Consider the following 25,860-nt stretch of genomic DNA (forward strand, 5'->3'; position numbering starts at 1 on the left):
ACACCTGGGTCAATTTTCAGTCGGCATCAGCCCTCAAAGTGGGTCAATTTTCGGTCGGCGGCAACAGACATACCCCTTACCGCCGACGGCCCCGCGCCATTCTCGGAGTTCGGTGACAAGCGACGGCGCCAGTGGGATGCGCAAGTCCGGAAAGCGAGCGTCCTTCTTTTTCAACTTGGTACGCGGAATGGTCCATACGGGCACTTCGCCGTCGAGGTCGAACTCAGCCCACTCTGCCTGTACGACGTTACTGATGCGTGCCGCTGTGAAAGCGATCAGGCGGTGCGCCATCTTGACGGATGGCGAGGCGGAGGCGGCTTTGGCGGAACGCAGTAGATCGCCAAGTTTTGGCAGCTGGAGCAGCGCGGACATCAACTTCTGATCTTTTTTCCTTGGCAGGATTTCGCGTGCGGTCGTGGCAGGATTGTCCTGGCACAGACCTTTAGCTTGCGCATAGCGGAAGACCCCATTGACGTGCTGCAGGATACGCGATGCCGTTTCGAGTGCCCCGCGTTGGCTGATTCGTTCGACGGCCCTGGCAGCCATTGGACGGGAAATCCGCGACACCGGCAGCTCGCCCAAGTAGGGGAAAACGTCACGTTCCAAGGCGCGGACCGACTTGGTGTAGTGGACGCTGCTCCACTCGCGCTTTTTCATCGCCAGCCACTCTTTGGCGACCTCTTTGAACGTGTCGGCACTTGCGCACTGCATGGCTGCTTTGGCCAGTTTTCGTTCGGTCACAGGATCTTTGCCGAGGCGGAGCAGGTCTTTGACCTGCCTCATCTCGGTCCTGGCCGCCAGCAGCGGCACGTCGGGGTAGGCGCCAAACGAAATGGTGCGTTCTTTTCCTGCGAAGCGGTATTTGAGGCGCCAGAGTCCAGTTCCTGCTTCGGACTTGATCAGGTACAGACCATGTCCATCGGTCAGTTTCTTGCCAGGCGTCGCCGAAACCAGCCACTTCTTGATTTCCAAATCTTTCAGTGCAGCCATCATACCCCCATTGGTCGGTGATGCTTACAGCATGATATTCAGAATACCCCTTGGTATACCCCCATTTCAAGGCGGATTTTGGCGGCCAAACTCACGTAGGTTGGCGGACAACCAAAGTGACGCCCAAGAATGGAAAACGCCATCACTTGGATGGCGTTTTCGTCTTACTCAAGAGTTCAGTTGGTGGAGACGGCGGGAATCGAACCCGCGTCCGCAAGCACTCTACAGACAGTTCTACATACTTAGCACTGTCATTTAATTTAACCCGTACGACGCGGACGTGCACGCTGCGTACAGGCGATTCACCTTAGATTTAGAACTACTCGAAGTGAACCCTCGTAGTTCGATCCCTTATAAATGACCCAACACGGCCTTGCGGCCACACCCTAAGGGCGAGGTGTTGTCGGGCAGGCGCAATTAAGCAGCCAGTGCGTACGAGTTATCGTTTGCAGTTAGTTTGTTTCTGGGTGTATTTACGAGGTAACCAGCCCTCGGTATGCCCTGTTCTGCTTTGCAACCCACGTCGAAACCAGGTCGTCCCCACAGAAGGAAGCTGTATTTTACCTGAATCCTTTGTGCTGCGTCACGCTTCGAGCGAAACAAGTGGGCGGGCGTCGTCGGCAAGGCGCGTGGCGTGGATCTCGCCGCCGGGTCCAAAGGTGAATTCGACCAGGTGGCGGCGCGACACCGGCACGATGGCAGACTTGAGGTCGTGGAAGCTGTCGGCTTCCTTGAAGCCCAGATCGATGGTCAGGCTGTCAAGCTGGTAAGTGTCGACCAGCCCGGCCACGCGGTCGCGCCGGTTGTTGGTTTCGATGGTGCCGTGGTGGGCCGGCTTCTCGCCTTCGAAGTAACGGATCAGCGCGCCTTCCATGACTTCGACGTGCGAGCGGGTAGAGGCCTCGCCGAGCGGGTCCTGGACTGCGGTTTCCACTTTCACATCCATGCGCTTGACCAGCAGGAAGGTGTCGAGCGTGCCGTCGTTTTCTTCGACAATGCGGTTGACCGAAGGCAGCCGGCCTTTGGCCAGGCGCGATTGCGGGTCGCGCGTGATGCCGATGTATTGCACCGTGCTTTCGTACTTCAGTTCGCTGGGGAACTTCTGCAGCAGGTCATGCGCGGAATAGCATTCCGTCAGCGCGCCCCAGTTCAGCGTGATGTACTTGTCATGCAGGGTGACGATCGGCTTCTTGAACGTCGCTTCGAACGGCACTTCCAGTTCGAGCGTGATCGATTCCTTGCGGTTGTCGGTGCCGACCAGCAGCGGCACGGTCAGCTTCAGGCCGAAGAAGCCCCAGCTCGTGCCTTTCTTGATGTCGAAGCGCAGGCGCGGGCGGGCGATGACGAAGAACAGGAGCTGCTTTTCCATGGTCGCGTCGAGCGCGAACTGCATGCGGCGCTGATAGCGGCCGATCGGGTCGCGGAAGTCGGGCACCAGCGGGTCGTTGACCAGCAGGTCGTACCAGTAGAATCGGCTCTCGGCAACGGAGGCGTCCCAAACCTGCGGCGCACTGCTGCGTGGTGGGAGCGCCGCCTCGATGTTGTCGTCCCCGTCCATAAATTCTCCAGAAGCCTTTTCTCGGTCAATCGCTACTGACTATAGTATAGAAATTTATTGCCGTTGGGCAAGTGATAACGTAGTTTCTAGGCGGCTAACGGTGTCGGGGATGGTACGGTTGCGCGAATCAGGGCCAGCAAGTCGGCTGGCGAGGCCAGCAAGTGGTCGGCGCCCCAGGATGCCGGTTCGACCGGGCCGCAATAGCCCCATTGGCAAGCCACCGTGCGCATGCCGGCGGCGCGGCCGGCCTGGATGTCGCGCAGGTCGTCCCCGACATACCAGCATTCTTCCGGTGCCAGGCCCAGACGGGCGGCCGCTTCCAGCAGCGGGGCAGGGTGGGGCTTGGCATGCGGCGTGGTGTCGCCGGAGATGACGCAGCTAGCCAGCGCCAAGCCGATTTGCGGCACGAGCGGGTCGGTAAAGCGGGCGGGCTTGTTGGTGACAATGCCCCAGCGCAGGCCGGATTCGGCAATGCCGGACAGCAGTTCACCGATGCCGTCGAACAGGGTGCTGTGCACTGCCATCGCCGCTTCATAGTTGGTGAAAAAGCCATCGCGCAGTTCTTCAAAGCCTTCATCCTGCGGCTTCAGGCCGAAGGACACGCCAATCATGCCGCGCGCCCCGTGCGATGCCTGCGGGCGCAGCACCTCATATGGCGTCGGCTCCAGCCCGCGCACGGCGCGCAGCAGGTTGATGGCGGCGGCCAGGTCGGGGGCGGTGTCGGCCAGGGTGCCATCCAGGTCAAATAAGATGGCGCGCGGGGCTGGGAACAGGCTCATGGTCGGAGGGGGCTTTCGAAGCCGGCGGCGCGCAGGCCGCCTGGCTTTATTCAGGGCGGGTGCAGGCCACCAGGTAATTAACGCTGGTGTCGTTGTTCAGGGAGTAGACCTTGGTGAGCGGATTGTAGCCCATGCCTTTCAAGGCATCTACTTGCAAACCAGCAGTGCGCACATATTGCGACAGTTCAGCTGGAGTGATGAACTTTTCGTAATCGTGCGTGCCCTTGGGGAGCATGCGCAGCAGGTATTCGGCGCCGATCACCGCGAACAGGTAGGCTTTCGGGTTGCGGTTGAGGGTTGAGAAAAATACATGGCCGCCCGGTTTTACCAGGGTGGCAGCCGCGCGCACGATAGCGCCTGGGTCCGGCACGTGTTCCAGCATTTCCATGCAGGTCACCACGTCGTACTGGCCGGCTTCCTGCGCTGCCATTTCCTCGGCGGCAATCAGCTTGTAGCGCACTTGCACGCCGGATTCCAGGCTATGCAGATCGGCTACTTTCAAGGCTTTTTCGGACAGGTCGATGCCGGTGACCTTGGCGCCTTTGCGGGCCATGGATTCGGACAGGATGCCCCCGCCGCAGCCGATATCGATCACGTTCTTCCCGGCCAGCGGGGCGCGGGCGTTGATCCATTCCAGGCGCAGCGGATTAATTTCGTGCAGGGGTTTGAATTCGGACGTGGGATCCCACCAGTGATGGGCCAGTTCGCTGAATTTTTGCAGTTCTAATGGGTCGGCGTTCATGCCGGGATGATACTGGAAAAATGTCCACCCTGGGGTCAGGAACCAAAGCGGACATTTTCCCAGGTCAAGGAAAATGTCCGCTTTGGTTCCTGACCCCAGGGTGGACAAAAAAGCCCCGCTCAAGGCGGGGCTGCGATAGCGCTGATGCGCCGGGAATTACTTCTTGGTGCCGACAACCTCGATTTCCACGCGGCGGTTCTGGGCGCGGCCTTCGGCGGTCTTGTTGTCCGCTACTGGCTGCTTCTCGCCCTTGCCTTCGGTGTACACGCGGTTGGCTTCAACGCCTTTGCTCAGCAGGTACGCTTTCACGGCTTCCGCACGGCGCAGCGACAGCTTGTCGTTGTACTGGTCGGTGCCCATGGAGTCGGTGTGGCCGACGCCGATGATCACTTCCAGGTTAATGCCGTTCAGCTTGTCGGCCATTTCGTCCAGTTTTTCCTTGGCTTCCGGCTTCAGCACGGCCTTGTCGTAGTCGAAGAAGGCGTCGGCCGCGAAGGAAACTTTCTCAGCGGTCGGTACTGCGGCAGGAGCTGCCGGGGCCGCAACTGGCGGTACGGCGACTGGTGGTTGCTCAGGTGCCACTGGTGCTGGCGGCAGCACGCATTTGCCATCTTTCAGCTCTTCCGGCGGGGTGCAGATCGGCAGGTCGCAACCTGGCACGGCGTCGGCCGGGGTCCAGTAGCCGGTGCGCCAGCACAGGCCAAATGGATTGCGGGCGATAACGCCGCGGGCATCCTGCACATAGGCGCTCTTAGGCGTCGCGGTCTTGATGTCCTGGGTTACTGGTGCGAACGGAGGAGCGGTTGGCTTGTCTTGTGCTAGCACAGGGCCGGCCAGAACGGAAGACGCAGCAAACACGGTGGCGAGGAGTTTCTTCATATTGGTCTTTTCCTTAATCGGGGGGTAACGCTAATAAAACTAGGTATTTCATTAGTTTCTCGACCATTTTGCCATATTTCGCAAAACTGCATCAAAACTGGAGGAAAAGGCCAGTTTCGCGCATTTGACCAAAATGTTGTTTTGTTGCAACGCAAGGACCATAATACGGTGCATTTGTGTCAACCCAATGACTTTCGTCCGGCAGCCTTGGCGCCATGCTAAAATCGCAGGCTTGTACGCCTAGACACTAGATCGACCCGCCAATGGATCAATTCGCAAAAGAAACAATCCCAATTTCCCTCGAAGAAGAGATGCGCAAGAGCTACCTCGATTACGCCATGAGCGTGATCGTTGGCCGAGCTCTGCCGGACGCTCGTGACGGTCTGAAGCCTGTACACCGCCGCGTCCTGTTCGGGATGCACGAACTGAACAACGTGTGGAACCGCCCTTACGTGAAATGCGCCCGTGTTGTGGGTGAAGTCATGGGTAAGTACCACCCGCACGGCGACGCGTCGATTTACGACACGCTGGTGCGTATGGCGCAGGACTTCTCGCTGCGCTACATGCTGGTCGACGGCCAGGGCAACTTCGGTTCCATCGACGGCGACAACGCCGCGGCGATGCGTTACACCGAGTGCCGCCTGGACAAGATCTCGACCGAGCTGCTGGCCGACATCGACAAGGAAACCGTCGATTTCGCCCCCAACTACGACGGCAAGGAGAAAGAGCCTACCGTCCTGCCGACCAAGATTCCTAACCTGCTGATCAACGGTTCCTCCGGTATCGCAGTGGGCATGGCAACCAATATCCCGCCGCACAACCTGACGGAAGTGATCAACGGCGCGCTGCACGTGCTGTCCAATCCCGATTGCTCGATCGACGAGCTGATTGAACTGATCCCGGCGCCGGACTTCCCGACCGGCGGCATCATCTACGGCGTGTCTGGCGTGCGCGATGGCTACCGCACCGGCCGCGGCCGCGTGGTCATGCGCGCCAAGACCCACTTCGAGGAATACGGCAAGGAAGGCGGCCGCACCGCGATCATCGTGGACGAGCTGCCATACCAGGTCAACAAGAAGTCCCTGCTGGAGCGCATCGCCGAGAACGTGCGCGACAAGAAGCTGGAAGGCATTTCCGACATCCGCGACGAGTCCGACAAGTCTGGCATGCGCGTGGTGATCGAGCTGAAGCGTGGTGAAGTGCCGGAAGTGGTGCTGAACAACCTGTACAAGCAGACCCAGTTGCAGGACACCTTCGGCATGAACATGGTCGCCCTGGTGGACGGCCAGCCGAAGCTGATGAACCTGAAGGACCTGCTGGCCACCTTCCTGTCGCACCGCCGCGAAGTCGTCACCCGCCGCACCATCTTCGAACTGCGCAAGGCCCGCGAGCGCGGCCACGTGCTGGAAGGCCTGGCAGTGGCGCTGGCGAACATTGACGAATTCATCGCCATCATCAAGGCTGCGCCGACGCCGCCGATCGCGAAGCAGGAACTGATGAACAAGGCCTGGGATTCGTCCCTGGTGCGCGAGATGCTGAAGCGTACCGGCGAAGAAGGCCAGGGCGGTATCGAAGCCTTCCGTCCTGAGCACCTGCCGAAACACTACGGCATGCAGCCCGATGGCCTGTACAAGCTGTCCGACGACCAGGCAGGCGAAATCCTGCAAATGCGCCTGCAGCGCCTGACCGGCCTGGAACAGGACAAGATCGTCAACGAGTACAAGGAAGTGATGGCGCTGATCGCCGACCTGCTGGACATCCTGTCCAAGCCGGCCCGCGTGACCGCGATCATTACCGACGAACTGAACGCCTCCAAGCTGGAGTTCGGCGAGAAGGATCCGCGCCGCTCGACTATCGAGAACAATGCGACCGACCTCGAAACGGAAGACCTGATCACGCCGCAGGATATGGTGGTGACCCTGTCGCACATGGGCTATATGAAAGCCCAGCCGCTGTCCGAATACCGCGCCCAGAAGCGCGGCGGCCGCGGCAAACAGGCTGCGGCAACCAAGGATGAAGACTGGATCGACCAGCTGTTCATCGCCAACACCCACGACTATATCCTGTGCTTCTCCAACCGCGGCCGCATGTACTGGCTGAAGGTATGGGAAGTGCCGCAAGGCTCGCGCACCTCGCGCGGCAAGCCGATCGTGAACATGTTCCCGCTGCAGGATAACGAGAAGATCACCGTGGTATTGCCGCTGTCGGGTGAAAACCGCACCTTCCCGGAAGACCACTACGTCTTCATGTCGACCAGCCTGGGTACCGTGAAGAAGACCCCGCTGAAGGACTTCTCCAATCCACGTAAGGCCGGCATCATCGCGGTCGACCTGGATGATGGCGACTTCCTGATCGGTGCTGCGCTGACTGACGGCAAGCACGACGTGATGCTGTTCTCCGATTCCGGCAAGGCAGTGCGCTTCGACGAAAACGATGTGCGCCCGATGGGCCGTACCGCGCGCGGTGTGCGCGGCATGAACCTGGAAGAGGGCCAGAACGTGATCGCGCTGCTGGTGGCTGAGAACGAGCAGCAGTCGGTACTGACCGCAACCGAGAACGGTTTCGGCAAGCGTACCCCGATCACCGAGTACACCCGCCACGGCCGCGGCACCAAGGGCATGATCGCGATCCAGACTTCCGAGCGTAACGGCAAGGTGGTGGCGGCGACCCTGGTGCAGGCGACCGACGAGATCATGCTGATCACGACCGGCGGTGTGCTGATCCGCACCCGTGTGTCGGAGATTCGCGAGATGGGCAGGGCGACCCAGGGCGTGACCCTGATTGCGGTGGAGGACGGCACCAAGCTCTCGGGCTTGCAGCGCATTGTCGAAGCGGACGCGGACGAGCCGGAAGCTGAGGCGGAAGGCGGCGAAGCAGCCGAATAAGGCTGACCCGCAACGGGCCCCGTCTGAGCGATCAGGCCGGGCCCGTTAGTTTTTATAACCTACCAAACTCGGAAAACGAATAAACAATGAAGAAAATCGTCGTAGCCTTGATCGCTTCCTTTGCCCTGGCTCAAGGCGGATTTGCCGCTGACCAGGCGCCCGCGCCGGCCAATGCCGCTGCTGTACGCGAGCTGCTCGACGCGATGAACTACCGCACCATGTGGAAGGCATCGATGGACCAGATGTCCAAGACCTTGCCGGGCATCATGCGCCAGCAGGTCGAAGCCACGGTCAAGGCCGACACCAGCCTGACCGATGCCCAGCGCCGGGAAGCGCTGCTGAAAATGGAAGGCGAACTGCCCAAGATGGCGGAGGCGGTGGCTGGGGTCCTGAGCGATCCTGGCCTGATGGCGGATATGGAGGCCGAAATGATCGCCCTGTATTCGCGCCATTTCACCGCCGACGAACTGAAACAGATCGCAGCCTATTACCGCACGCCTGTCGGCACGAAGAGCATGCAGCTGATGCCGCAAGTGATGGCGGAATCGATGGCGATTGGCCAGCGCGTAACCATGCCGCGCATTCAGAAAGCAATGGAGCAGTTCCGTAAAAAATAAGGAGCAAGCATGAGGAAGATCGCCTTCGCCGTTGCAGGTTTCGCTTTCGCTGCCGCCGTCCAAGCCGCGCCGGCTAGCGAAGCTTCCATCCGCGAACTGATGGAAACCACTGGCGCGCGCGCCAATATGGCCACTTCGCTGCAAAACCTGGCGAAGGCTTTGCCCCAGGTCCTGCGCATGCGCGCGGAAACCATGGCGCGCAATAATCCGAAACTCAACGACGAACAGCGCAAGGCGGAACTGGCCAATGTGGAGCGCCGCATGCCGGCAATCACCGCCGCCCTGCAAAAGGATCTGAACGATCCAAAGCTGGTCGATGAACTGTACAAACAGGTGGTGCCGCTGTACGCACGCCATTTCACGCAGGAAGACGTGAAGGCCCTGACGGCCTTCTACCGCAGCCCGGTCGGCAAGAAATCGTTGGAAGTCATGCCAGTACTGATGGGCGAAAGCGCCCAGGCGGCGCAAAAGCTGGTGCAGGAGCGCGCCAAGCGCGTGGTTGAGCAAACTAAGTGAATAAGTAAGGAGTCTTGACGTGGCGAACATCTACAATTTCTCTGCCGGCCCGGCCGTGCTGCCAAAGGAAGTGCTGCAACAGGCGGCTGCTGAAATGCTGGACTGGCAGGGCAGTGGGATGTCCGTCATGGAGATGAGCCATCGCGGCCCTGAATTCATTTCCATCTACAAGGCAGCCGAACGCGACCTGCGCGAGCTGCTGTCCGTGCCGGATAATTACAAAATCCTGTTCATGCAGGGTGGCGGCCTGTCGCAGAACGCCGTGCTGCCGATGAATCTGTGCGGCGGCGCTGACAGCACCATCGATTTCATCCAGACCGGCTCCTGGTCCAGCAAGTCGATCAAGGAAGCGGGGCGCTATGCCCGTGTCAACGTGGCGGCCTCGTCGCAGGCGACCGGTTTCGACCGCGTGCCGGACCAGGCGGACTGGAAGCTGACCCCCGGGGCCTCCTACCTGCACGTCTGCACCAATGAGACCATCGATGGCGTTGAGTTCAATTTCGTGCCGACCGTGCAGGGCGATACCGATATCGTGGCCGACATGTCGTCGCATATCCTGTCGCGCCCAGTGGACGTCAGCAAGTACGGGGTGATCTTCGGCGGCGCGCAAAAGAACATCGGCCCGGCCGGCGTGACCGTGGTGATCGTGCGCGCTGACCTGATCGGCAAGGCACTGCCATTCTGCCCATCCGCCTTCGATTTCAAGAACGTGGCAGATAATGAATCGATGTACAACACGCCGCCGACCTACGGCATCTATATCGCCGGCCTGGTGTTCCAGTGGCTGAAGAAGCAGGGCGGCGTGGCCGCCATGGAAAAGCGTAATATCGAGAAAGCCGAGCTGCTGTACCAAGCGCTCGATGCCGACGACTTCTACCAGAACCGCGTCGCAAAAGAATACCGTTCGCGCATGAACATCCCGTTCTACCTGCGCGACGAATCGAAAAATGAAGCATTCCTGGCCGGTGCGAAGGCGCGCGGGCTGTTGCAGCTGAAGGGCCACAAGTCCGTCGGTGGTATGCGGGCATCGATTTATAACGCGATGCCAATCGAGGGCGTGCAAGCGCTGGTCGACTACCTCAACGAATTTGCAGGCAGATAATGAGCGATAAACTGAAACCTTTGCGCGAGAAGATCGATTCGATCGACGCGCAAATCCTGGCGTTGCTCAACGAGCGCGCCAAAGTGGCGCAGGAAGTCGGACACGTCAAGGCCGAGACCAACGCGCCCGTGTTCCGCCCCGAGCGCGAAGCCCAGGTGCTGCGTGGCGTGGCCGACCGCAACCCGGGCCCGCTGGGTGGACGCGAAGTGCAGACCATCTTCCGCGAAATCATGTCGGCCTGCCGCGCGCTGGAGCGCCGTGTGACCGTGGCCTATCTCGGCCCGGCCGGCACCTTCAGCGAGCAGGCCGTGTACGCGCAGTTCGGTACCGCAGTGGACGGCATTCCATGCGCCTCCATCGACGAAGTGTTCCGCGCCACCGAAGCCGGTACCGCCGATTTTGGCGTGGTGCCGGTCGAGAATTCCTCCGAAGGCGCCGTGAACCGCACGCTGGACCTGATGCTGGCGACGCCTTGCCTGATCTCGGGCGAGATCGCCATCGCCGTCCACCACAGCCTGATGACCAGGACCGGCACCATGGAAGGCGTGCAGGTGATCTGCGCCCATTCGCAGGCGCTGGCCCAGTGCCAGGTGTGGCTGAACCAGAATTACCCGCATATCGAGCGCCGCGCCGTGGCCTCGAATGCCGAAGCGGCGCGCATGGCCGGCGACGACCCGACGATCGCCGCCATCGCCAGCGAGCACGCCGGCGCGCAATACGGCCTAGGCGTTGTCAACGCCCACATCCAGGACGACCCGCACAACCGCACCCGCTTCGTGGTGATCGGCAGCCTGCAGACCAACCCGTCCGGCCGCGACCACACCTCGATGGTGCTGGCGGTGCCGAACAAGGCAGGCGCGGTGTACCAGCTGCTGGCGCCGTTGGCCAAACACGGCGTGTCGATGACCCGTTTCGAATCGCGCCCGGCCCGCATCGGCACCTGGGAATACTATTTCTATGTAGACGTAGAGGGGCACGTACAAGACCCGTCCGTGACAAAGGCATTGGCTGAACTCAAGGACAATGCTGCCTTCTTCAAAGTGCTGGGCTCTTACCCGACCAGCCTCACCTGACCTTTAAAAGAGATTAGATCCATGTCCAAGAATTACGGCCCTGAATACGTTCGTGCAATCGCCCCATACCAGGCTGGCAAGCCTATTTCCGAAGTGGCGCGCGAATTTGGCCTGAAGGAAGAGTCCATCGTCAAACTGGCATCGAACGAGAACCCGTTCGGTGTGCCGGAATCGGCGCAGAAGGCCATGGCCGCTGCCGCCGCTGAACTGGGCCGCTACCCTGACGCTAACGCCTTCGACCTGAAGACGGCCCTGTCCAAACGCTACGATGTGCCGATGGATTGGATTACCCTGGGTAACGGCTCCAACGACATCCTGGAGATCGCCGCCCACGCTTTCGTTGAGCGCGGCCAGTCCGTGGTCTACTCGCAATACTCCTTCGCCGTGTACGCGCTGGCGACCCAGGGCATCGGCGCGCGCCACATCGTTGTGCCGGCCAAGAATCACGGCCACGACCTGGACGCAATGGCTGCCGCGATTGAAGCGGACACCAAGCTGGTGTTCATCGCCAACCCGAACAACCCGACCGGCACTTTCGTGACCGGCGCCGAGATCGAGGCCTTCCTGCAGAAGGTGCCTGCGCACGTGGTCGTGGTGCTGGACGAGGCATACAACGAATTCCTGAAGAAGGAAGACCAGTACGAGTCCGCAGCCTGGGTCAAGAAGTACCCGAACCTGCTGGTGTCGCGTACCTTCTCCAAAGCGTACGGCCTGGCCGGCTTGCGCGTGGGCTTCGCGCTGGCGCAGCCGGAAGTGACCGACCTGATGAACCGTATCCGCCAGCCGTTCAACGTCAATTCGCTGGCGCAGGCTGCGGCGATTGCGGCGCTGAACGACAAGGAATTCCTGGACAAGTCGGCGGCCAACAACGCTGCCGGCTACCAGCAGTTCGTGGAAGCGTTCAAGGACATGGGACTGGAGTACGTGCCGTCTTACGGCAACTTCGTGCTGGTGCGCGTGGGTGCCGATGATGCGGCAGGTGCGCGCATCAACCTGGCGCTGCTGAAGCAGGGCGTGATCGTGCGCCCGGTGGGCAACTATGGCTTGCCGCAGTGGCTGCGTATTTCCATCGGCCTGCCGCAAGAGAATGCGGTGCTGATTTCTGCGCTGCGCAAGGCGCTGGCGGAGGACCGTGCTTAATAAGGTTGTTATCTTTGGCGTTGGCCTGATCGGCGGCTCGTTTGCGCGAGGGCTGAAGCAGGCTGGCGCTGTTAAGCATATCGTAGGCGTCGACCGGTCGGAGGCGTTCCTGTCTCGGGCTCTCGAGCTGGGCATCATCGACTCGGCCGCGCAAACCGGTACCCCGGCCAGCGGCCGCCGCGTACCGGTGTCTGACCCTGCGGGTCAGACACCGGTTTCCCGGTTTGAAGAGGCAATCGCCGGCGCGGACCTGATCCTGTTGGCCGCACCAGTCGCGCAGACATCCCGCATCCTGACATCGATCCTGCCGCACCTGGACGCCGCAACGGTCATCACCGATGCCGGCAGCACCAAATCCGACGTGGTCGCCGCCGCCCGTGCCGTCATGGGCGAGAGGGTCAGCCAATTTGTCCCCGGCCACCCCATCGCCGGCCGCGAAACCAACGGCCCCGACGCCGCCATCGTCGACCTGTACAAAGGCAAAAAAACCGTCCTCACGCCTCTTGCCGAAAACGCACCAGCCGCCATCGAGCGCGTAGCCGACGCCTGGAAAGCCTGCGGCGCCGTTATCCACACCCTGACCCCGGAAGATCACGACAAAGTGTTCGCCGCCGTCAGCCATCTTCCCCACCTGCTGGCCTACGCGCTGGTAGACGACATCGAGCGCAAGCCCCACTCGGATTTGCTGTTCCAATATGCTGCCAGCGGATTCCGCGACTTCACCCGCATCGCCGGCAGCTCGCCTGAAATGTGGCGCGATATCAGCCTCGCCAACCAGGCCGCACTCCTGACTGAGCTGGATGCCTATCTGGCACAATTAACCCGTTTGCGCGCCAGCCTTGCCGCTGGCGACGCCGCCGCCCTGGAAGCCACCTATGCCAACGCCCAACGCGCGCGCCGGCAATGGATCGAGACCATCGAGGCGGCTGAGCCGCCGCAGCCCAAAGACGCGGCGGCAGAATAAGGAACACGCATGACTGATTATCCGCATTACCTCGACTTGCTGCCGGTTGCCCATGCCGAGGGCACGGTGCGCCTGCCCGGCTCGAAATCGATCTCCAACCGCATCCTGCTGCTGGCCGCGCTGGCCGAAGGCGAAACCCGCGTCATCGACTTGCTGGCTTCCGACGATACCGCCGTGATGCTGGCCGCACTGCGCTCGCTGGGCGTGGAGTGGACTGAACACCGAGAAGGCGAAAGCACCGTGCACGTGGTGCAGGGCGTGAAGGGCAGCTGGCCGCTGCGCAGCGCCGACCTGTTCATGGGTAACGCCGGCACCGCGATCCGCCCGCTGACCGCGGCGCTGGCCGTGATCGGCGGCGACTACAAAGTGCACGGCGTGCCGCGCATGCATGAGCGCCCGATCGGCGACCTGGTCGACGCGCTGAACGCCGCCGGCGCCGACATCGAATACACCATGAACAAGGGCTACCCGCCGCTGCACATCCGCACCGGCGAATTCAAGTCGCAGCGCCTGTCGGTGCGCGGCGATGTGTCGAGCCAGTTCCTGACCGCGCTGCTGATGGTGGCGCCGCTGATGGCGCGCGAACATGCCGTGACCATCGAGGTGCAAGGCGAGCTCATTTCCAAGCCTTACATCGAAATCACCCTGAACCTGATCCGCCGCTTCGGCGCTGTGGTGGAGCAGGACGGCTGGTCCTCGTTCACGATCCCGGCTGGCCAGACGTACCAGAGCCCCGGCACCATTCACGTTGAAGGCGATGCTTCCAGTGCCTCCTACTTCCTGGCTGCCGGCGCCATTGGGCGCGGCCCGGTGCGGGTGCAGGGCGTGGGACGCGACTCGATCCAGGGCGATGTGCGTTTCGCGCAGGCGCTGGAACAGATGGGCGCGACCATCGTCATGGGCGACAACTGGATCGAAGCCAGCGCCGCCGGCCCTCTCAAGGCAATCGACATGGACTTCAACCACATCCCGGATGCGGCCATGACCATCGCTGTCGCCGCGTTGTATGCCGAGGGCACCACCACCTTGCGCAACATCGCGTCCTGGCGCGTGAAGGAAACGGACCGCCTGTCGGCGATGGCAACTGAACTGCGCAAGCTGGGCGCGAAGGTGGAAGAGGGCGCCGACTGGCTGTCCGTCACGCCACCGGCCACCCTGCTGCCGGCCGCCATCGATACGTATGACGACCACCGCATGGCCATGTGCTTCTCGCTGGCGTCGCTGGACGGCTTCATCCGCCAGGGCACCAAGGTTCGCATCAACGATCCGAAATGCGTGGCGAAGACCTTCCCGGAGTACTTCAGGACCTTCGCTACCATCGCCGGCAGGCGCGTGGGCTGAGGCGCCAGCCTAACGTTTGGTGCGCAATATGGATGCCGCCCGCTCCAGGGCGGCATCCCGCCCGTGGCGGATATCGTCCTCGCTTTGGGCTACCGGTACGTCCGGTTCCACGCCTTTGCCGACCAGTTGGCCGCCGTCCGGCAGGCGGTTCAGTTTGACGCACAGTTGGGCCAAGCCGCCTCCCGGCAGGGCGAAGCTGAGCGATGAACCGGTGCTGCCGCCGGTCGCTTCCCCGACCAGCATGCCCCGTTTCATGGCCTGGAACGACACCACAAAGTCTTCCGCGGCGGACAAGGTATGTGGTCCGGTCAACACGACGACGGGCCCGTCGAAGACATGCCGGCGCGGCAGCCGGTAGGCGTCGCCGCGGTCCAGCCGCTCCCAGTAGATCGCCGGTTGTCCGCCGGCGCGCGCCATGCTTTCGCCGCGGCGGGCGTAAGCCTGCTCCAGCGGGATCGCGCGGCGCGTCAGGTAGCTGAGTACTTGCAGTGCCTCCAGCCCTGATCCGCCACGGTTGCGCCGCAGGTCGACGATCAATCCTTTGGCGCGCAGGATCTGCGGCAGGAATTGCTCAAACAGCGCCAGGCTCTGGCCGTCGGTGAAACTGTCGATGGGCACATAGGCCAGCTGCCCCGGCAGCATGACAGCTTGGCGAACGGCGGGCGCCGCTTGCTGCTCCGGACGGCGGCGGGCCAGCACTTCCTCGTACTCCCGGCCCTGGCTGTCGCGCAGGCGAAGGCGCAGCGGCTGTGCGGCGTCGCCATCGAATGCATGGTCGGCCAGCAGGCTGCGCCGCGCGTGTCCGGTGGATGCGCTGACGAGCGGGGCCACGGTTTCGTCCAGGTAGCGCAATACAGGCACGGAATCGATCGCCAACACTTCGTCGCCGGGCCGCAGGCGGTCAGCCAGGGTCTTGTCGCCCACCTCGGTAATGAGCAGGCGCGCGCCGACCAGCGCGGCGTGCAAGGGCGGGCGGCTGAAGAAATGCGCGGTCAGCTCGCGCGGTGGCAGGACGCTGGTATGGCCATCGCGTAATTGGGCCGCCATGCGCATCAGCAGGCGGTAGTAGGCCGCGCTATCCCCGGTCTCGAGCACCTGCTGCAGGGTGTCGCGATAGAGCGCATCCCAGTCCAGTTCCGGCACGTTGCCGAAATGGGCAAAGCCATGGCGTGCCTCCGACCATAACAGCGACACGCCGGCCACCCGCTGTTGGGCATCCAACTGTTCACTGTAAGGGCTGGCCAGCGCCACGCCGCCATACAGGCGCTGCGGCATGGCGCCGACAGCGAGCAGGCGCGCGAAGCGCGGCTCTGCGCGCAAGGCGGAAAAGTCCGGATCGGAGGCATATTCGTTGCCGAACTGCGGCAGCCATGCCACTTGCTGCGCCTGTTCAAGAAGGTCCAAGGCGCTCTCCTTCTCGCCGAGCCGCGCGTACAGGCTGGCCAGTTCCCAGCGCAAGGCTGCCGCTTGCCATTGCCAGCCGGGTTCCGTGGCCTTGTCGGCCAGGCGCACGGCACGCTCCAGAAACCGGGTGGCCCGGCGCAGGGCCGCTGGCGTGGCGCGATCGGCACGCGAGTCGGCCAGCAGTTTGTCGATGGCCGCTTGCGGCAGCGCGCCGGCACAGGGCGTTGCCAGTGCCAGCAGGAGCGCTAAGGCGCTGATGGCGAGCTGCTTCATGCGGCCTGTCCTTGCGCGTTTGCTGGCATCAGGGCCGCGGCGGCGCCGGCTGCGTTCGACAAGTCCTTGAACTGCACGACGCGGTCGGCCGAAGCCAGCGTGTCAGGGCGGTGCGCGACGATGATACGGGTGATGCGCAGCGCGGCAATCGCGTCGTTGACCTGCCGTTCGCGCATGACGTCCAGGTGGCTGGTCGCCTCGTCCAGCAGCAACAGCGTCGGCCGCTTGTACAGAGCGCGCGCCAGCAAAATCCGCTGTTTTTGTCCGCCGGACAGCACGCTGCCCATATCGCCGATGAAGGTGTGGTACTTCATCGGCATGGCTTCGATCTCTTCGTCCACGGCGGCGAGGCGGGCACAGTCGGCGACCCATTCCATGTCCACCTTCTCGTCGAAGAAGGAAATATTTTCCGCGATGGTGCCGGCAAACAGGTCGTCGTCCTGCATCACGGTGCCGACCATTTCGCGCAGGCGGCGCATGCCAAGCGTCGCGACATCGATGCCGCCAATGCGCACGCTGCCCTTGGTCGGCCGGTAAACGCCGAGGATCACCTGGATCAGCGTCGACTTGCCGCAGCCGGAGGGGCCGGCGATGGCCACGAATTCGCCGGCCGCGACGTTCAGGCTGACGTCGGACAGCACTTCTTTTTCATGCTCGCCGTAACGGAAACTCAGGCCGCGCACCTGCACGCTGGCATCGCATGGCGGCGTTGTGGCCTCGTCGAAGGGCGGGGAGGAAGGTTCCGGTTGCTCGTTGATGAAGTCCGACACCCGGTCCAGCTGCAGGTTCAGCATCTTCAGGTCGAAGTACTTGTTGACCAGGGAAGTCAGGCGGCCGCCGAACTGGGCCTTGTAAGTCAGGAATGTCAGCAGCACGCCTGCCGACATGGCCCCATCGAGTACCGCCATGGCCCCGAGGTAAATCACCAGGACCGTCTCAAACGTGAAGAGCACATTGTTGGCGCTGCCATACAGCATGTGCAGGTATTGCGTGCGCAAGTCGGCATTGATCTGGCGCACCAGCAGGTTCAGCCAGCTGGCGTGACGCTGTTCCGTGCGCGCGAACAGCTTGACCGCGCGCACCCCGCGCAGCGACTCGAGGAAGTGGGTGTTTTGCTTGGCGGCGCTGACGATCTGTTGCTCCGTCGCCGAGTGCAGCGGCCAGTACCACAGCAGCCGGCCGCCGATGTAGAGGGCCAGCGCGCTCAGCGAGATGGCGGCCAGTTGCGGGCTGTACAGCAGCATCAGCACCAGGGTCGCCACTGCCATCAAGCCGTCCAGTACGGATTCGATGAAGGCCGAGGTGACGGTGCGCTGGATCACGTCGACCGAGGCGAAGCGCGACGCGATGTCGCCCAGGCTGCGCCGCAGGAAAAAGCCGACCGGCAGGTTCAGCACGTGCTGGAACAGGTTGGCGCGCGCCTGGATGCTGAACAGGGTATTCGCGTGCAGCAGGACGGCCGAGCGCATCATGCTGAGCAGGTTCTGCGTCAGGTACAGGAGACAGAACATCACGGCCAGCAGCACCAGCAGCGCCTGGTCGTGGGCCGGGATCACTTCGTCCAGCACGAACTGCATGAACAGCGGCGACAGCAGCGCAATGACTTCCAGCGCCAGGGCCAGCGCGATGACGATGGCAAAGGGGCGCTGCCAGCCATGCAACTGGCCCAGCACGGCGCGCAGCGGCACGCGCGGTTTGCGCGGCTTGGCGGCAAAGCCCGGATTGGGCCACAGCTCGACGGCGTAGCCGGTGAAGGAGGCGGAGGCTTCCTCCAGCGTCACGCTGCGCGCGCCGATGGCCGGGTCATGCAGGTAGAGCCGGTTGCCCTTGATCTTGCGCAGCACCACATAGTGGTTGAAGTTCCAGTGCAAGACGCAGGGCAGCTTCAGTTGCGGCAAAGCCTCCAGCTCCAAGCGCAAGGGACGGGCCGCCATGCCCATGGCGTTGGCGGCGCGGATCAGGCCGGCCAGCGGCATGCCCTTCATCGATACGCTGAAGCGCTGGCGCAACTCGATCAGGTCGACATGGGCGCCGTGGTAGCTGGACACCATGGCCAGGCAAGCCAGGCCGCAATCGGCCAGCTCGGATTGGTGCACCATCGGCAAGCGCCCGAAGGCGCCAAAATGCAGTTCGCCGATGGCTTGTGTAATGGAACTCATGAATTGGCTCGTGCGGCAAGTTTGTCCAAGGGATCGAGGATCCAGCGGTACAGGGGTTTACGGTCCAGGGTGATGTCGGCATCGAGCAGGGTGCCGGGCAGCAGGCGTATGGCATGGCCCTGCGCCTGGACGGTCTGGCTGGCCAGCGCGACGCGCACGCGGTACACCGGTTCGCCGCTGCTGGCGCTGGTGAGCTCGGCCAGGCGCATGCGATTGTCCAGTTCATCGGCGCGCAAGGGGCTGGCTGAAATGTCGAGCACGGTACCCTTGGCCAGGCCGAACTTCTGGTGCGGGAAGGCACGGTAGCGCAGGTAGACGGCGGCGCCCGGCTTCAGCAGCCCGATACCCTGGCTTGGCACGTACAGGTTGGCCTGCAGCGTGGCGTCCTGCGGCACCAGGGTGGCGATGGCCTGCCCTGGCGTCAGCAGGTTGCCGGCGGCGCCAATGATGCCGGTGACGGTACCGGCCATGGGCGCCACCACGGTGGCCCGGCGCTGGCTCTCGGTGGCCACCAGCTGCTCCTCGATTTCCTGGTAGCTGCGCGCCAGGGTGGCTTGCTCCTTGTCGTGCTGCCAGGGCAGGGCGGCCAGCTGGCGCCTCGCGCCGGCCAGTTCGTCGGCGACTTCCTGGCCCTGTTTCTGCAACGCGGCAACGGCCATCGCGTCGTCCAGCTCTTCCTGCTTTTTCACGCGCCGCTGTTCCGGAGAAGCGAAGCCGCTGCCGGACAACTGTTCAAAGCGCGCGGCCGCCTGCTCGCTCAGGACCAGCCGGGCACGTGCCAGTTGCAGCTGGCGCTGCAGAATCTGGCCACGCTCTTCCAGTCCGGCGATGCGGCTGCGCAGGCTGGCCGCGTCCTGGCCGCGAATGGCTTTGCTGGCTGCGATCTCCGTCTGCAGGGCGCCGCGGCGCGCTTCGATGGCCTGGCGCAGGCTGGCCACCGTTTCGCTGCCATTGGCGGTATAGCGCGCGTCGGCCAGTGTGAACAGCACGTCGCCGGCTGCCACCTGCTGGCCATTGCTCACGTGGCTGGCCAGCAGCGTACCGCTGAGCGGGGCGGCAATGCGCACCAGGCCCTGGGCCGGGAGCAATTGGCCAGCCACCGTGATGCGCTGGCCATACTGGCCGAAGACCAGCGACAGGAGCAGTGCCAGCGCCACGGCCGCGCCGCCGATGCCGAAGACACGGTGGTGCAGGGGACTATGCAGCACCACTTCGCCGAAGATGTCGGCCGGCCGGCGTTGCGCTTGCAAAGCCTGATGGCGGAACTGCGCCATCTCAGCCCGCCGTGCCGGTGACTTGCACCAGGTCGAGCGCCAACAGTTCGCGCACCACGTCGCTGGCTGGCCGTTCGCCGGCGTCCGGCAGTTGCGAGAGCGGCAGGCAGTGGCCCGCGGCAGCGGCCAGCGCCGACAGCACTGGCCGCAGCGAATCGCTGAGCGCGACCTGTTCACCGTTGATGATCAAGCCGCCGGCGCCATCTGCCCGGCGCGGATAGACCGCGTTCAGGCGTACCAGGCTGTCCGCTGTGAGCGCCGGGCTGACCTGGCCAATCGCCGCGGCCAGGTTGAACGGGGTCTGGACACGGTCGGAGGCGCCGATCAGGCCGAGGTATTCGGCCAGGTTGGCCGCGTCGCGCGCCTCGTGCAGCAAATCCTCCAGCGCCGCCAGCACATGGGCGTGGTTATCCTCGGTGAACGACAGGCTGCGGCGGCAATTCAGGTGCTCGGCCAGCTTGTTGCCGCACACCCAGCTCAGGTATTCGCTGACGACCGGCGGATGGACGCCGATCGCAACGTGGAAGGTGGGTTCGCCGATCGGCGTGGCGCAATGCCACCAGCCGCGCGGGATGTACAGCACGTCGCCGCGTTCCAGGATGATGTCCAGTTCAGCTTCGGTCGGGCAGTCGGCCTTGGCGTGGGCGCTGGTCTGGTGCGACAAGGGCAGCTGCATGGTGGGCTTGAACAGTTGCCAGCGCTTGCGGCCATACAGCTGTACGGCGAACACATCGTGGCAATCCCAGTGCTTGCCGAACGAAGCCTTGTGGCCGAACGCGGCATAGCCGTTGCCCAGCGTATTTTGCGCAGTGAACTGCGCCACATCGAGGCACAGGGTGCGCAACAGCGGGTGGCGGTTGTCGACACGGTTCAGTATCAGGGTAGCGCCTTCGCGCAGCATGCCGTACAGGCGCGGGCGGATGATGCGGCGGCGCGTGCTGCCGATGTCGTTGAAGACTTCGACGAACTGGTCTTCCGGCACGAAGCCGCCGCCGCTGTGCAGGCGCAGGAAGGGCGCGGTCGGTTCGGTGCCGTGCAGGATGCCGTCCAGGTCGGACAGGGAAAAGCCGGCCACGTCGGCGGCGCCGCGCAGCAGCAGGAAGCGGCGCTCCCGGTATTCTTGGGCGAAGGTGTCTTGGGTGAGCGAAAACTGGATCATGGTTCGGTATTCAAAGAAGTTCATGCAGTGGCCACGCTGATCGGGATGACCTTCTTCTGCGCGGCGGTTGGGGCCCCGTGAGCGGGGCATTTCAGTTCGTCGAGGTTGTCGTGGTCGTAGCCGCGCATCCAGTACGCCATCTTGTCGCGGTCCAGGCGCATGCTGCCATCGGCCTGCAGGGTGGCGAGCTGGTTGATGTCATGGTTCATCATCACAGTGCACTTTTGTACCGTGCCATTGGCGCGCACGGCCAGCGAATTCGGACGGGCGGCGTAGCAGATGGTCGGGGCGGCAGGCGCGGGCGCTGCGCTGGCCGCCGGCGCGGCTGCGGCCGGCGTTGCCGCCGCTCCGCCCGGCCCATCCGCCGGGGCGGCTTGATGGCCGAGCGCGGCGGCGATGCGGGCGTGGGCCGCTTGGCGCTCGAGGCGCGGAATCAGCAGCGGCTGGGCGGCGTCATTACCCAGGTTTTCGATGGTTTTGACAAAGACGGAAAACCGCTGGTCGTGCAGGAATTCCTGACGCAAGACCGCGGCCAGCACCTCGATGGATGCCAGGTTGTCCGTGGTCAGGTGCAGACGGAACATCAGGTGGAATTCCAGCTGCGCGTCGCGCAGGGCCAGCAGGTTGGCCCAGATGCGCTGAAAGGTCGGGCCGCCGGACATCAGCTTGCGGGTCTGGTCATGCGCCGCACCGTATCCGTCCAGCGAAACCTGGAAGTTGGCCTGGCCGTAGGCGCTCAGCTTGCGCACCGTTTCCAGGTCCAGGAAATAGCCGTTGGTCGTGATGTCGCCGCGCAAGCTCACGCCGTGGCTGGCGCATTCGGTCTGGGCGAACTCGCAGATGTCATAAATGATTTCCTTGGCCAGCAACGGCTCGCCGCCGAACCACGACAGGCTCAGCGAGCGGATCGCCGGCACGCGCCGGGCGATCAAGGCTTTTACCCCGGCCACCACATGCGGGGCCATTTTGCCCAGCGCGAAATCTTCATAGCAATAGGTGCAACGGAAGTTGCATTGCTCGGTGGGGTACAGGATCAGTTCCATCGCGCGCGGATCGAGCGAGGACAGTACGGTTTGGGTTTTCAGGTCACGCATGGGATTGGCAGCATTTCGAACAAGCATGGGTTCCCGGGAACCCATGCACAGGTGCCCTAAGGCACCGCTACAGACGTGGGCCGGCGCTTATTCGCCGTCGCCGTCCTCATCCTTTTTCTTTTCCTCTTCCTTCTTCGGCGGAGTAGGCGTCGGGCCGCTGGCCGGCGGCGTTGGCGGAGTCGGCGGCGACGGTGGCGGACAGTTATTGGTGGTCGTTGTCCGGCACGGGATGTTGATCGTGATCGAAGGCAGGGATGGCTTGATGTTGACGTCAACGCCACCGCCTACGGCTTCCAACACATCGTGGTCGAGCACTTCGGTCAGCTGGTAACCGCCGAACTCATCGAATTCAACTTGGGAAGTGACTTTCTTTACATTGATTAATTTGTCGCTCATAAGTATAGCTTCAATAGTTAATAAAAAATTAACTAGCTGGCGACGGCTGGCTGGCTAGGTATGACCCGGTAAAACCGGGCAATTTTTGCGAACGGGGAAGCTGGCGGGAGTCGGGCAGGCGTGCTGGCCGAATGGATGGCTGGCTGAAAGAGGGCATTATTATAAAGATTTCATTTCAATTTGGCAACATCGGCCGCGTGCGCCCACGTGGCCCGCTTTGGATCGGTTATCATGCGGGTTTGCCTTAAGCTGCGCTGAGATCGGCTGCGGCCATCATGATCGAGTCCTGATGCCAACATCTACTATTCCTGTAATCACCATTGACGGCCCGACCGCTAGCGGCAAGGGCACCGTGGCCCACAAGGTCGCTGACAAGCTGGGCTTCCACCTGCTCGATTCGGGCGCCCTGTACCGCCTGACCGCGCTGCAGGCCTTGCGCCGCGAAACCAGGCTGAACGACGAGCATGCCGTGGCCAAGTTGGCCGAGCACCTGAACATTCATTTCGCCGGCGACGCCATCTACCTGTCGCAGGAAAACGTTACCGATGCCATTCGCGCCGAGGAAGTTGGCAACACGGCATCAAAAATCGCCGCGCTGCCCGCCGTGCGCCAGGCGCTTTACGGGCTGCAACTGAGTTTTCGCAAGACGCCTGGCCTGGTGGCCGACGGGCGCGACATGGGCTCGGTGATCTTCCCGCACGCCCCGCTCAAGGTGTTTTTGACCGCCTCCGTGGAAGCGCGCGCCGATCGTCGCTATAAGCAATTGATCGGAAAGGGAATTTCTGCTAGTATGCAAGACCTGCTGATGGATTTGAAAGCGCGCGACGACCGGGATATGAACCGGGCCATTGCGCCGCTGGCACCGGCAGAGGGGGCGCACATCCTCGATACGTCTGCCATGAACGCTGATGAAGCGGCCGAGCAGGTGTTGAAATGGTGGGCCGCCACCCACAAGTAAATTTTTGTTCAACCCTCAACCCAGTTGAAGCCGCATTGTGCGGGCCTTACTGGCTAACCTGGAAATAAATAAATGGAAAGTTTTGCAGCCCTCTTCGAAGAGTCCCTGTCGCGTCAAGACATGCGCTCTGGCGAAGTGATCTCCGCTGAAGTCGTGCGTCTGGACCACAACTTTGTGATCGTTAACGCAGGCCTGAAATCGGAAGCTTTCATTCCTGTTGAAGAATTCAAGAATGACCAAGGCGAACTGGAAGTCAAAGTAGGCGACTTCGTTTCCGTGGCCATCGAATCGCTGGAAAATGGTTTCGGCGATACCATCCTGTCCCGTGACAAGGCCAAGCGCCTGGCATCGTGGCTGGCACTGGAAAAAGCAATGGAATCCGGCGAGATCGTCGTTGGTACCGTCAATGGCAAAGTCAAGGGCGGCCTGACCGTTCTGACCAACGGCATCCGCGCTTTCCTGCCAGGTTCGCTGGTAGACACCCGTCCAGTCAAGGACACCACCCCATTCGAAGGCAAGACCCTCGAATTCAAGGTTATCAAGCTGGACCGCAAGCGCAACAACGTTGTGCTGTCCCGCCGCGCCGTCATCGAAGCTTCGATGGGCGAAGAGCGTCAGAAGCTGATGGAAACCCTGAAAGAAGGCACCGTGGTGACCGGCGTCGTCAAGAACATCACCGACTACGGTGCGTTCGTTGACCTGGGCGGCATCGACGGCCTGCTGCACATCACCGACCTGGCATGGCGTCGTGTGCGTCACCCATCGGAAGTGCTGACCGTTGGCCAGGAAATCACCGCCAAGGTCCTGAAGTACGATCAAGAGAAGAACCGTGTGTCCCTGGGCGTGAAGCAACTGGGCGACGATCCTTGGACCGGTCTGTCCCGTCGTTACCCACAAGGCACCCGCCTGTTCGGTAAAGTCACCAACCTGACCGACTACGGTGCGTTCGTTGAAGTTGAACAGGGCATCGAAGGCCTGGTTCACGTGTCCGAAATGGACTGGACCAACAAGAACGTGGCTCCGAACAAAGTCGTTCAGCTGGGCGACGAAGTTGAAGTGATGGTCCTGGAAATCGACGAAGAGCGTCGTCGTATCTCCCTGGGCATGAAGCAGTGCAAGGCAAACCCTTGGGACGACTTCGGCATGACCCACAAGAAGGGCGATAAGGTCAAGGGCGCAATCAAATCGATCACCGACTTCGGCGTGTTCATCGGCCTGCCAGGCAACATCGACGGCCTGGTGCACCTGTCCGACCTGTCCTGGACCGAGTCCGGCGAAGAAGCCGTACGCAAGTTCAAGAAAGGTGACGAACTGGAAGCCGTGGTTCTGGCAATCGACGTTGAGCGTGAGCGCGTTTCCCTGGGCGTTAAGCAACTGGAAGGCGATCCATTCAACAACTTCGCAGCCATGAACGACAAGGGCTCCCTGGTGACCGGTACCGTTAAGTCGGTTGAGCCAAAAGGCGCCGTGATCGCCCTGTCCGAAGAAGTTGAAGGCTACCTGCGCGCTTCCGAAATCTCCCGCGACCGCGTGGAAGATGCCGGCACCCACCTGAAGGTTGGTGATTCCGTGGAAGCCCTGGTGATCAACATCGATCGCAAGGCACGTTCGATCCAGCTGTCGATCAAAGCTAAAGACAACGCAGAAACTGCTGAAGTGATGTCGAAGATGGCCGCTGATTCCAGCGCCGCTTCCGGCACCACCAGCCTGGGTGCGCTGCTGAAAGCCAAGTTCGACAACAAGAACTAATCTACCGAGCACTTAGATGACTAAGTCCGAATTGATCAACCGACTGGCTGAGCGTTATTCCCAGCTGGTGGCCAAAGATGCGGAGTATGCCGTCAAGACCATTCTCGATGCGATGACCAACGCCTTGGCCGACGGCCAGCGCATCGAGATCCGTGGTTTTGGCAGCTTTGCCCTGAATTCGCGGCCGCCACGCATTGGACGCAATCCGAAGTCCGGCGACAAGGTGATGGTCCCTGAAAAGCGGGTGCCGCACTTCAAGCCTGGCAAGCAGCTGCGCGAGCGGGTCGATGCGATGGTCGGGCAACCGATCATTGAGGACTGAGTCTCTGGCACAGTAGAATGAAGGGGCGGGCATTTGCCTGCCCCTTTTTTTGTTGTTAGAACCGGTAAGCCAGTGTCGGGCACAAGTGCCTGACACTAGCCTGCAGCTGCCGCGGGCCAAGTGTCTGACCCTAAGGGTCAGACACTGGTTTACCGGTTTTAAAGATAGGAAGCAAGAATGAAATTTATTTCCACCGCCTTCGGCGTTGTCCTGTTCGTCCTGTTCTTTGGTTTTGCGTTAAAAAACACGCAGGAAGTCGACCTGCATCTGTTCCTGAATTACGAGCTGCGCGGCCCGCTGGTGCTGATGCTGCTGGCCTTCTTCGTGGCCGGCGCCGCCCTGTGCATCCTGGCGCTGACTCCCACCTTGTTCCGCCAACGCCGCGAATCGAACAAGCAGAAATCCACCATCCAATCCCTGCAGACCGCGGCCATGCAAGTGAACGAGCGCCCGCTGCCGGACAGCATCAACACCCAGCAATAAGAG

At 62.2% G+C, this 25,860-nt stretch carries 23 protein-coding genes and 1 other RNA gene; 12 read left to right on the forward strand and 12 right to left on the reverse strand.

The annotated features are described in order from the left end of the window. Positions 1-33: 33 nt before the first annotated feature. The 6 genes from ACWBU6_RS09270 to ompA form a co-directional block, all read right to left on the reverse strand. Positions 34-993, reverse strand: coding sequence for a tyrosine-type recombinase/integrase (locus tag ACWBU6_RS09270; protein WP_452648516.1), 960 nt, complete (start codon positions 991-993; stop codon positions 34-36). Between the two features lie 178 nt (positions 994-1,171). Further along, positions 1,172-1,532: a transfer-messenger RNA gene (gene ssrA, locus ACWBU6_RS09275) on the reverse strand. Positions 1,533-1,573: 41 nt separating this feature from the next. Beyond that, positions 1,574-2,548: a hypothetical protein gene (locus ACWBU6_RS09280; protein ID WP_452648517.1), complete on the reverse strand. Its 975-nt coding sequence runs from the start codon at positions 2,546-2,548 to the stop codon at positions 1,574-1,576. Between the two features lie 86 nt (positions 2,549-2,634). Beyond that, positions 2,635-3,327, reverse strand: a complete 693-nt coding sequence (locus tag ACWBU6_RS09285; RefSeq protein ID WP_452648518.1) for an HAD family hydrolase — start codon at positions 3,325-3,327, stop codon at positions 2,635-2,637. Positions 3,328-3,373: 46 nt separating this feature from the next. Continuing rightward, positions 3,374-4,069, reverse strand: coding sequence for a bifunctional 2-polyprenyl-6-hydroxyphenol methylase/3-demethylubiquinol 3-O-methyltransferase UbiG (ubiG, locus tag ACWBU6_RS09290; protein WP_452648519.1), 696 nt, complete (start codon positions 4,067-4,069; stop codon positions 3,374-3,376). Between the two features lie 156 nt (positions 4,070-4,225). Next, complete coding sequence (ompA, locus tag ACWBU6_RS09295) at positions 4,226-4,948, reverse strand: outer membrane protein OmpA (protein ID WP_452648520.1); 723 nt, start codon at positions 4,946-4,948, stop codon at positions 4,226-4,228. 263 nt (positions 4,949-5,211) lie between these two features. On the opposite strand from ompA, the gene gyrA reads away from it, so the two are divergent. The 8 genes from gyrA to aroA all read left to right on the forward strand — a co-directional run bounded on the left by gyrA (position 5,212) and on the right by aroA (position 14,586). After that, entirely contained in the window at positions 5,212-7,833 is a 2,622-nt protein-coding gene (gene gyrA / locus ACWBU6_RS09300; protein ID WP_452648521.1) for a DNA gyrase subunit A, read from the forward strand. Between the two features lie 86 nt (positions 7,834-7,919). Beyond that, positions 7,920-8,450 (forward strand): DUF2059 domain-containing protein, encoded by a 531-nt coding sequence (locus ACWBU6_RS09305; RefSeq protein WP_452648522.1) that lies wholly within the window; start codon positions 7,920-7,922, stop codon positions 8,448-8,450. A 9-nt stretch (positions 8,451-8,459) separates the two neighbouring features. After that, positions 8,460-8,966, forward strand: coding sequence for a DUF2059 domain-containing protein (locus tag ACWBU6_RS09310; protein ID WP_452648523.1), 507 nt, complete (start codon positions 8,460-8,462; stop codon positions 8,964-8,966). A gap of 19 nt (positions 8,967-8,985) precedes the next feature. Next, positions 8,986-10,068: a 3-phosphoserine/phosphohydroxythreonine transaminase gene (gene serC, locus ACWBU6_RS09315; protein ID WP_452648524.1), complete on the forward strand. Its 1,083-nt coding sequence runs from the start codon at positions 8,986-8,988 to the stop codon at positions 10,066-10,068. Continuing rightward, entirely contained in the window at positions 10,068-11,141 is a 1,074-nt protein-coding gene (gene pheA / locus ACWBU6_RS09320; protein WP_452648525.1) for a prephenate dehydratase, read from the forward strand. The genes serC and pheA overlap by 1 nt, the downstream gene beginning before the upstream one ends. Before the next feature lie 21 nt (positions 11,142-11,162). Further along, the gene (gene hisC, locus ACWBU6_RS09325) at positions 11,163-12,281 is read left to right on the forward strand and encodes a histidinol-phosphate transaminase (protein ID WP_452648526.1); all 1,119 of its coding nucleotides are present in this window, start codon (positions 11,163-11,165) and stop codon (positions 12,279-12,281) included. Then, positions 12,274-13,245: a prephenate dehydrogenase gene (locus tag ACWBU6_RS09330; RefSeq protein WP_452648527.1), complete on the forward strand. Its 972-nt coding sequence runs from the start codon at positions 12,274-12,276 to the stop codon at positions 13,243-13,245. The genes hisC and ACWBU6_RS09330 overlap by 8 nt, the downstream gene beginning before the upstream one ends. A 9-nt stretch (positions 13,246-13,254) precedes the next feature. Further along, positions 13,255-14,586, forward strand: a complete 1,332-nt coding sequence (gene aroA / locus ACWBU6_RS09335) for a 3-phosphoshikimate 1-carboxyvinyltransferase (protein WP_452648528.1) — start codon at positions 13,255-13,257, stop codon at positions 14,584-14,586. A 9-nt stretch (positions 14,587-14,595) separates the two neighbouring features. Here aroA and ACWBU6_RS09340 read toward each other — a convergent pair whose 3' ends face one another. The 6 genes from ACWBU6_RS09340 to ACWBU6_RS09365 all read right to left on the reverse strand — a co-directional run bounded on the left by ACWBU6_RS09340 (position 14,596) and on the right by ACWBU6_RS09365 (position 22,345). Continuing rightward, on the reverse strand, positions 14,596-16,263 hold the full coding sequence (locus ACWBU6_RS09340) for a S41 family peptidase (RefSeq protein ID WP_452648529.1): 1,668 nt from the start codon (positions 16,261-16,263) through the stop codon (positions 14,596-14,598). Further along, a complete protein-coding gene (locus ACWBU6_RS09345) occupies positions 16,260-18,422 on the reverse strand; it encodes a peptidase domain-containing ABC transporter (RefSeq protein ID WP_452648530.1) in 2,163 nt (720 codons plus the stop codon). The genes ACWBU6_RS09340 and ACWBU6_RS09345 overlap by 4 nt, the downstream gene beginning before the upstream one ends. Beyond that, the gene (locus tag ACWBU6_RS09350) at positions 18,419-19,696 is read right to left on the reverse strand and encodes an HlyD family secretion protein (protein ID WP_452648531.1); all 1,278 of its coding nucleotides are present in this window, start codon (positions 19,694-19,696) and stop codon (positions 18,419-18,421) included. Before ACWBU6_RS09350 ends, ACWBU6_RS09345 begins: the two co-directional genes overlap by 4 nt. Position 19,697: 1 nt before the next feature. Further along, positions 19,698-20,879, reverse strand: coding sequence for a JmjC domain-containing protein (locus ACWBU6_RS09355; RefSeq protein WP_452648532.1), 1,182 nt, complete (start codon positions 20,877-20,879; stop codon positions 19,698-19,700). Continuing rightward, entirely contained in the window at positions 20,876-21,949 is a 1,074-nt protein-coding gene (locus ACWBU6_RS09360) for a radical SAM protein (protein WP_452648533.1), read from the reverse strand. Before ACWBU6_RS09360 ends, ACWBU6_RS09355 begins: the two co-directional genes overlap by 4 nt. An 87-nt stretch (positions 21,950-22,036) precedes the next feature. Continuing rightward, the gene (locus ACWBU6_RS09365; RefSeq protein ID WP_452648534.1) at positions 22,037-22,345 is read right to left on the reverse strand and encodes a hypothetical protein; all 309 of its coding nucleotides are present in this window, start codon (positions 22,343-22,345) and stop codon (positions 22,037-22,039) included. 289 nt (positions 22,346-22,634) lie between these two features. On the opposite strand from ACWBU6_RS09365, the gene cmk reads away from it, so the two are divergent. From cmk to ACWBU6_RS09385, 4 genes are all read left to right on the forward strand, one after another. Next, complete coding sequence (cmk, locus tag ACWBU6_RS09370; RefSeq protein WP_452648535.1) at positions 22,635-23,303, forward strand: (d)CMP kinase; 669 nt, start codon at positions 22,635-22,637, stop codon at positions 23,301-23,303. 72 nt (positions 23,304-23,375) lie between these two features. Next, positions 23,376-25,052, forward strand: a complete 1,677-nt coding sequence (gene rpsA / locus ACWBU6_RS09375) for a 30S ribosomal protein S1 (RefSeq protein WP_155453574.1) — start codon at positions 23,376-23,378, stop codon at positions 25,050-25,052. 16 nt (positions 25,053-25,068) lie between these two features. Beyond that, positions 25,069-25,374: an integration host factor subunit beta gene (locus ACWBU6_RS09380; RefSeq protein WP_028100433.1), complete on the forward strand. Its 306-nt coding sequence runs from the start codon at positions 25,069-25,071 to the stop codon at positions 25,372-25,374. 177 nt (positions 25,375-25,551) lie between these two features. Continuing rightward, positions 25,552-25,857: a LapA family protein gene (locus ACWBU6_RS09385; RefSeq protein ID WP_452648536.1), complete on the forward strand. Its 306-nt coding sequence runs from the start codon at positions 25,552-25,554 to the stop codon at positions 25,855-25,857. Positions 25,858-25,860 lie beyond the last annotated feature (3 nt).

The organism is Pseudoduganella sp. HUAS MS19 (genome assembly GCF_053615455.1).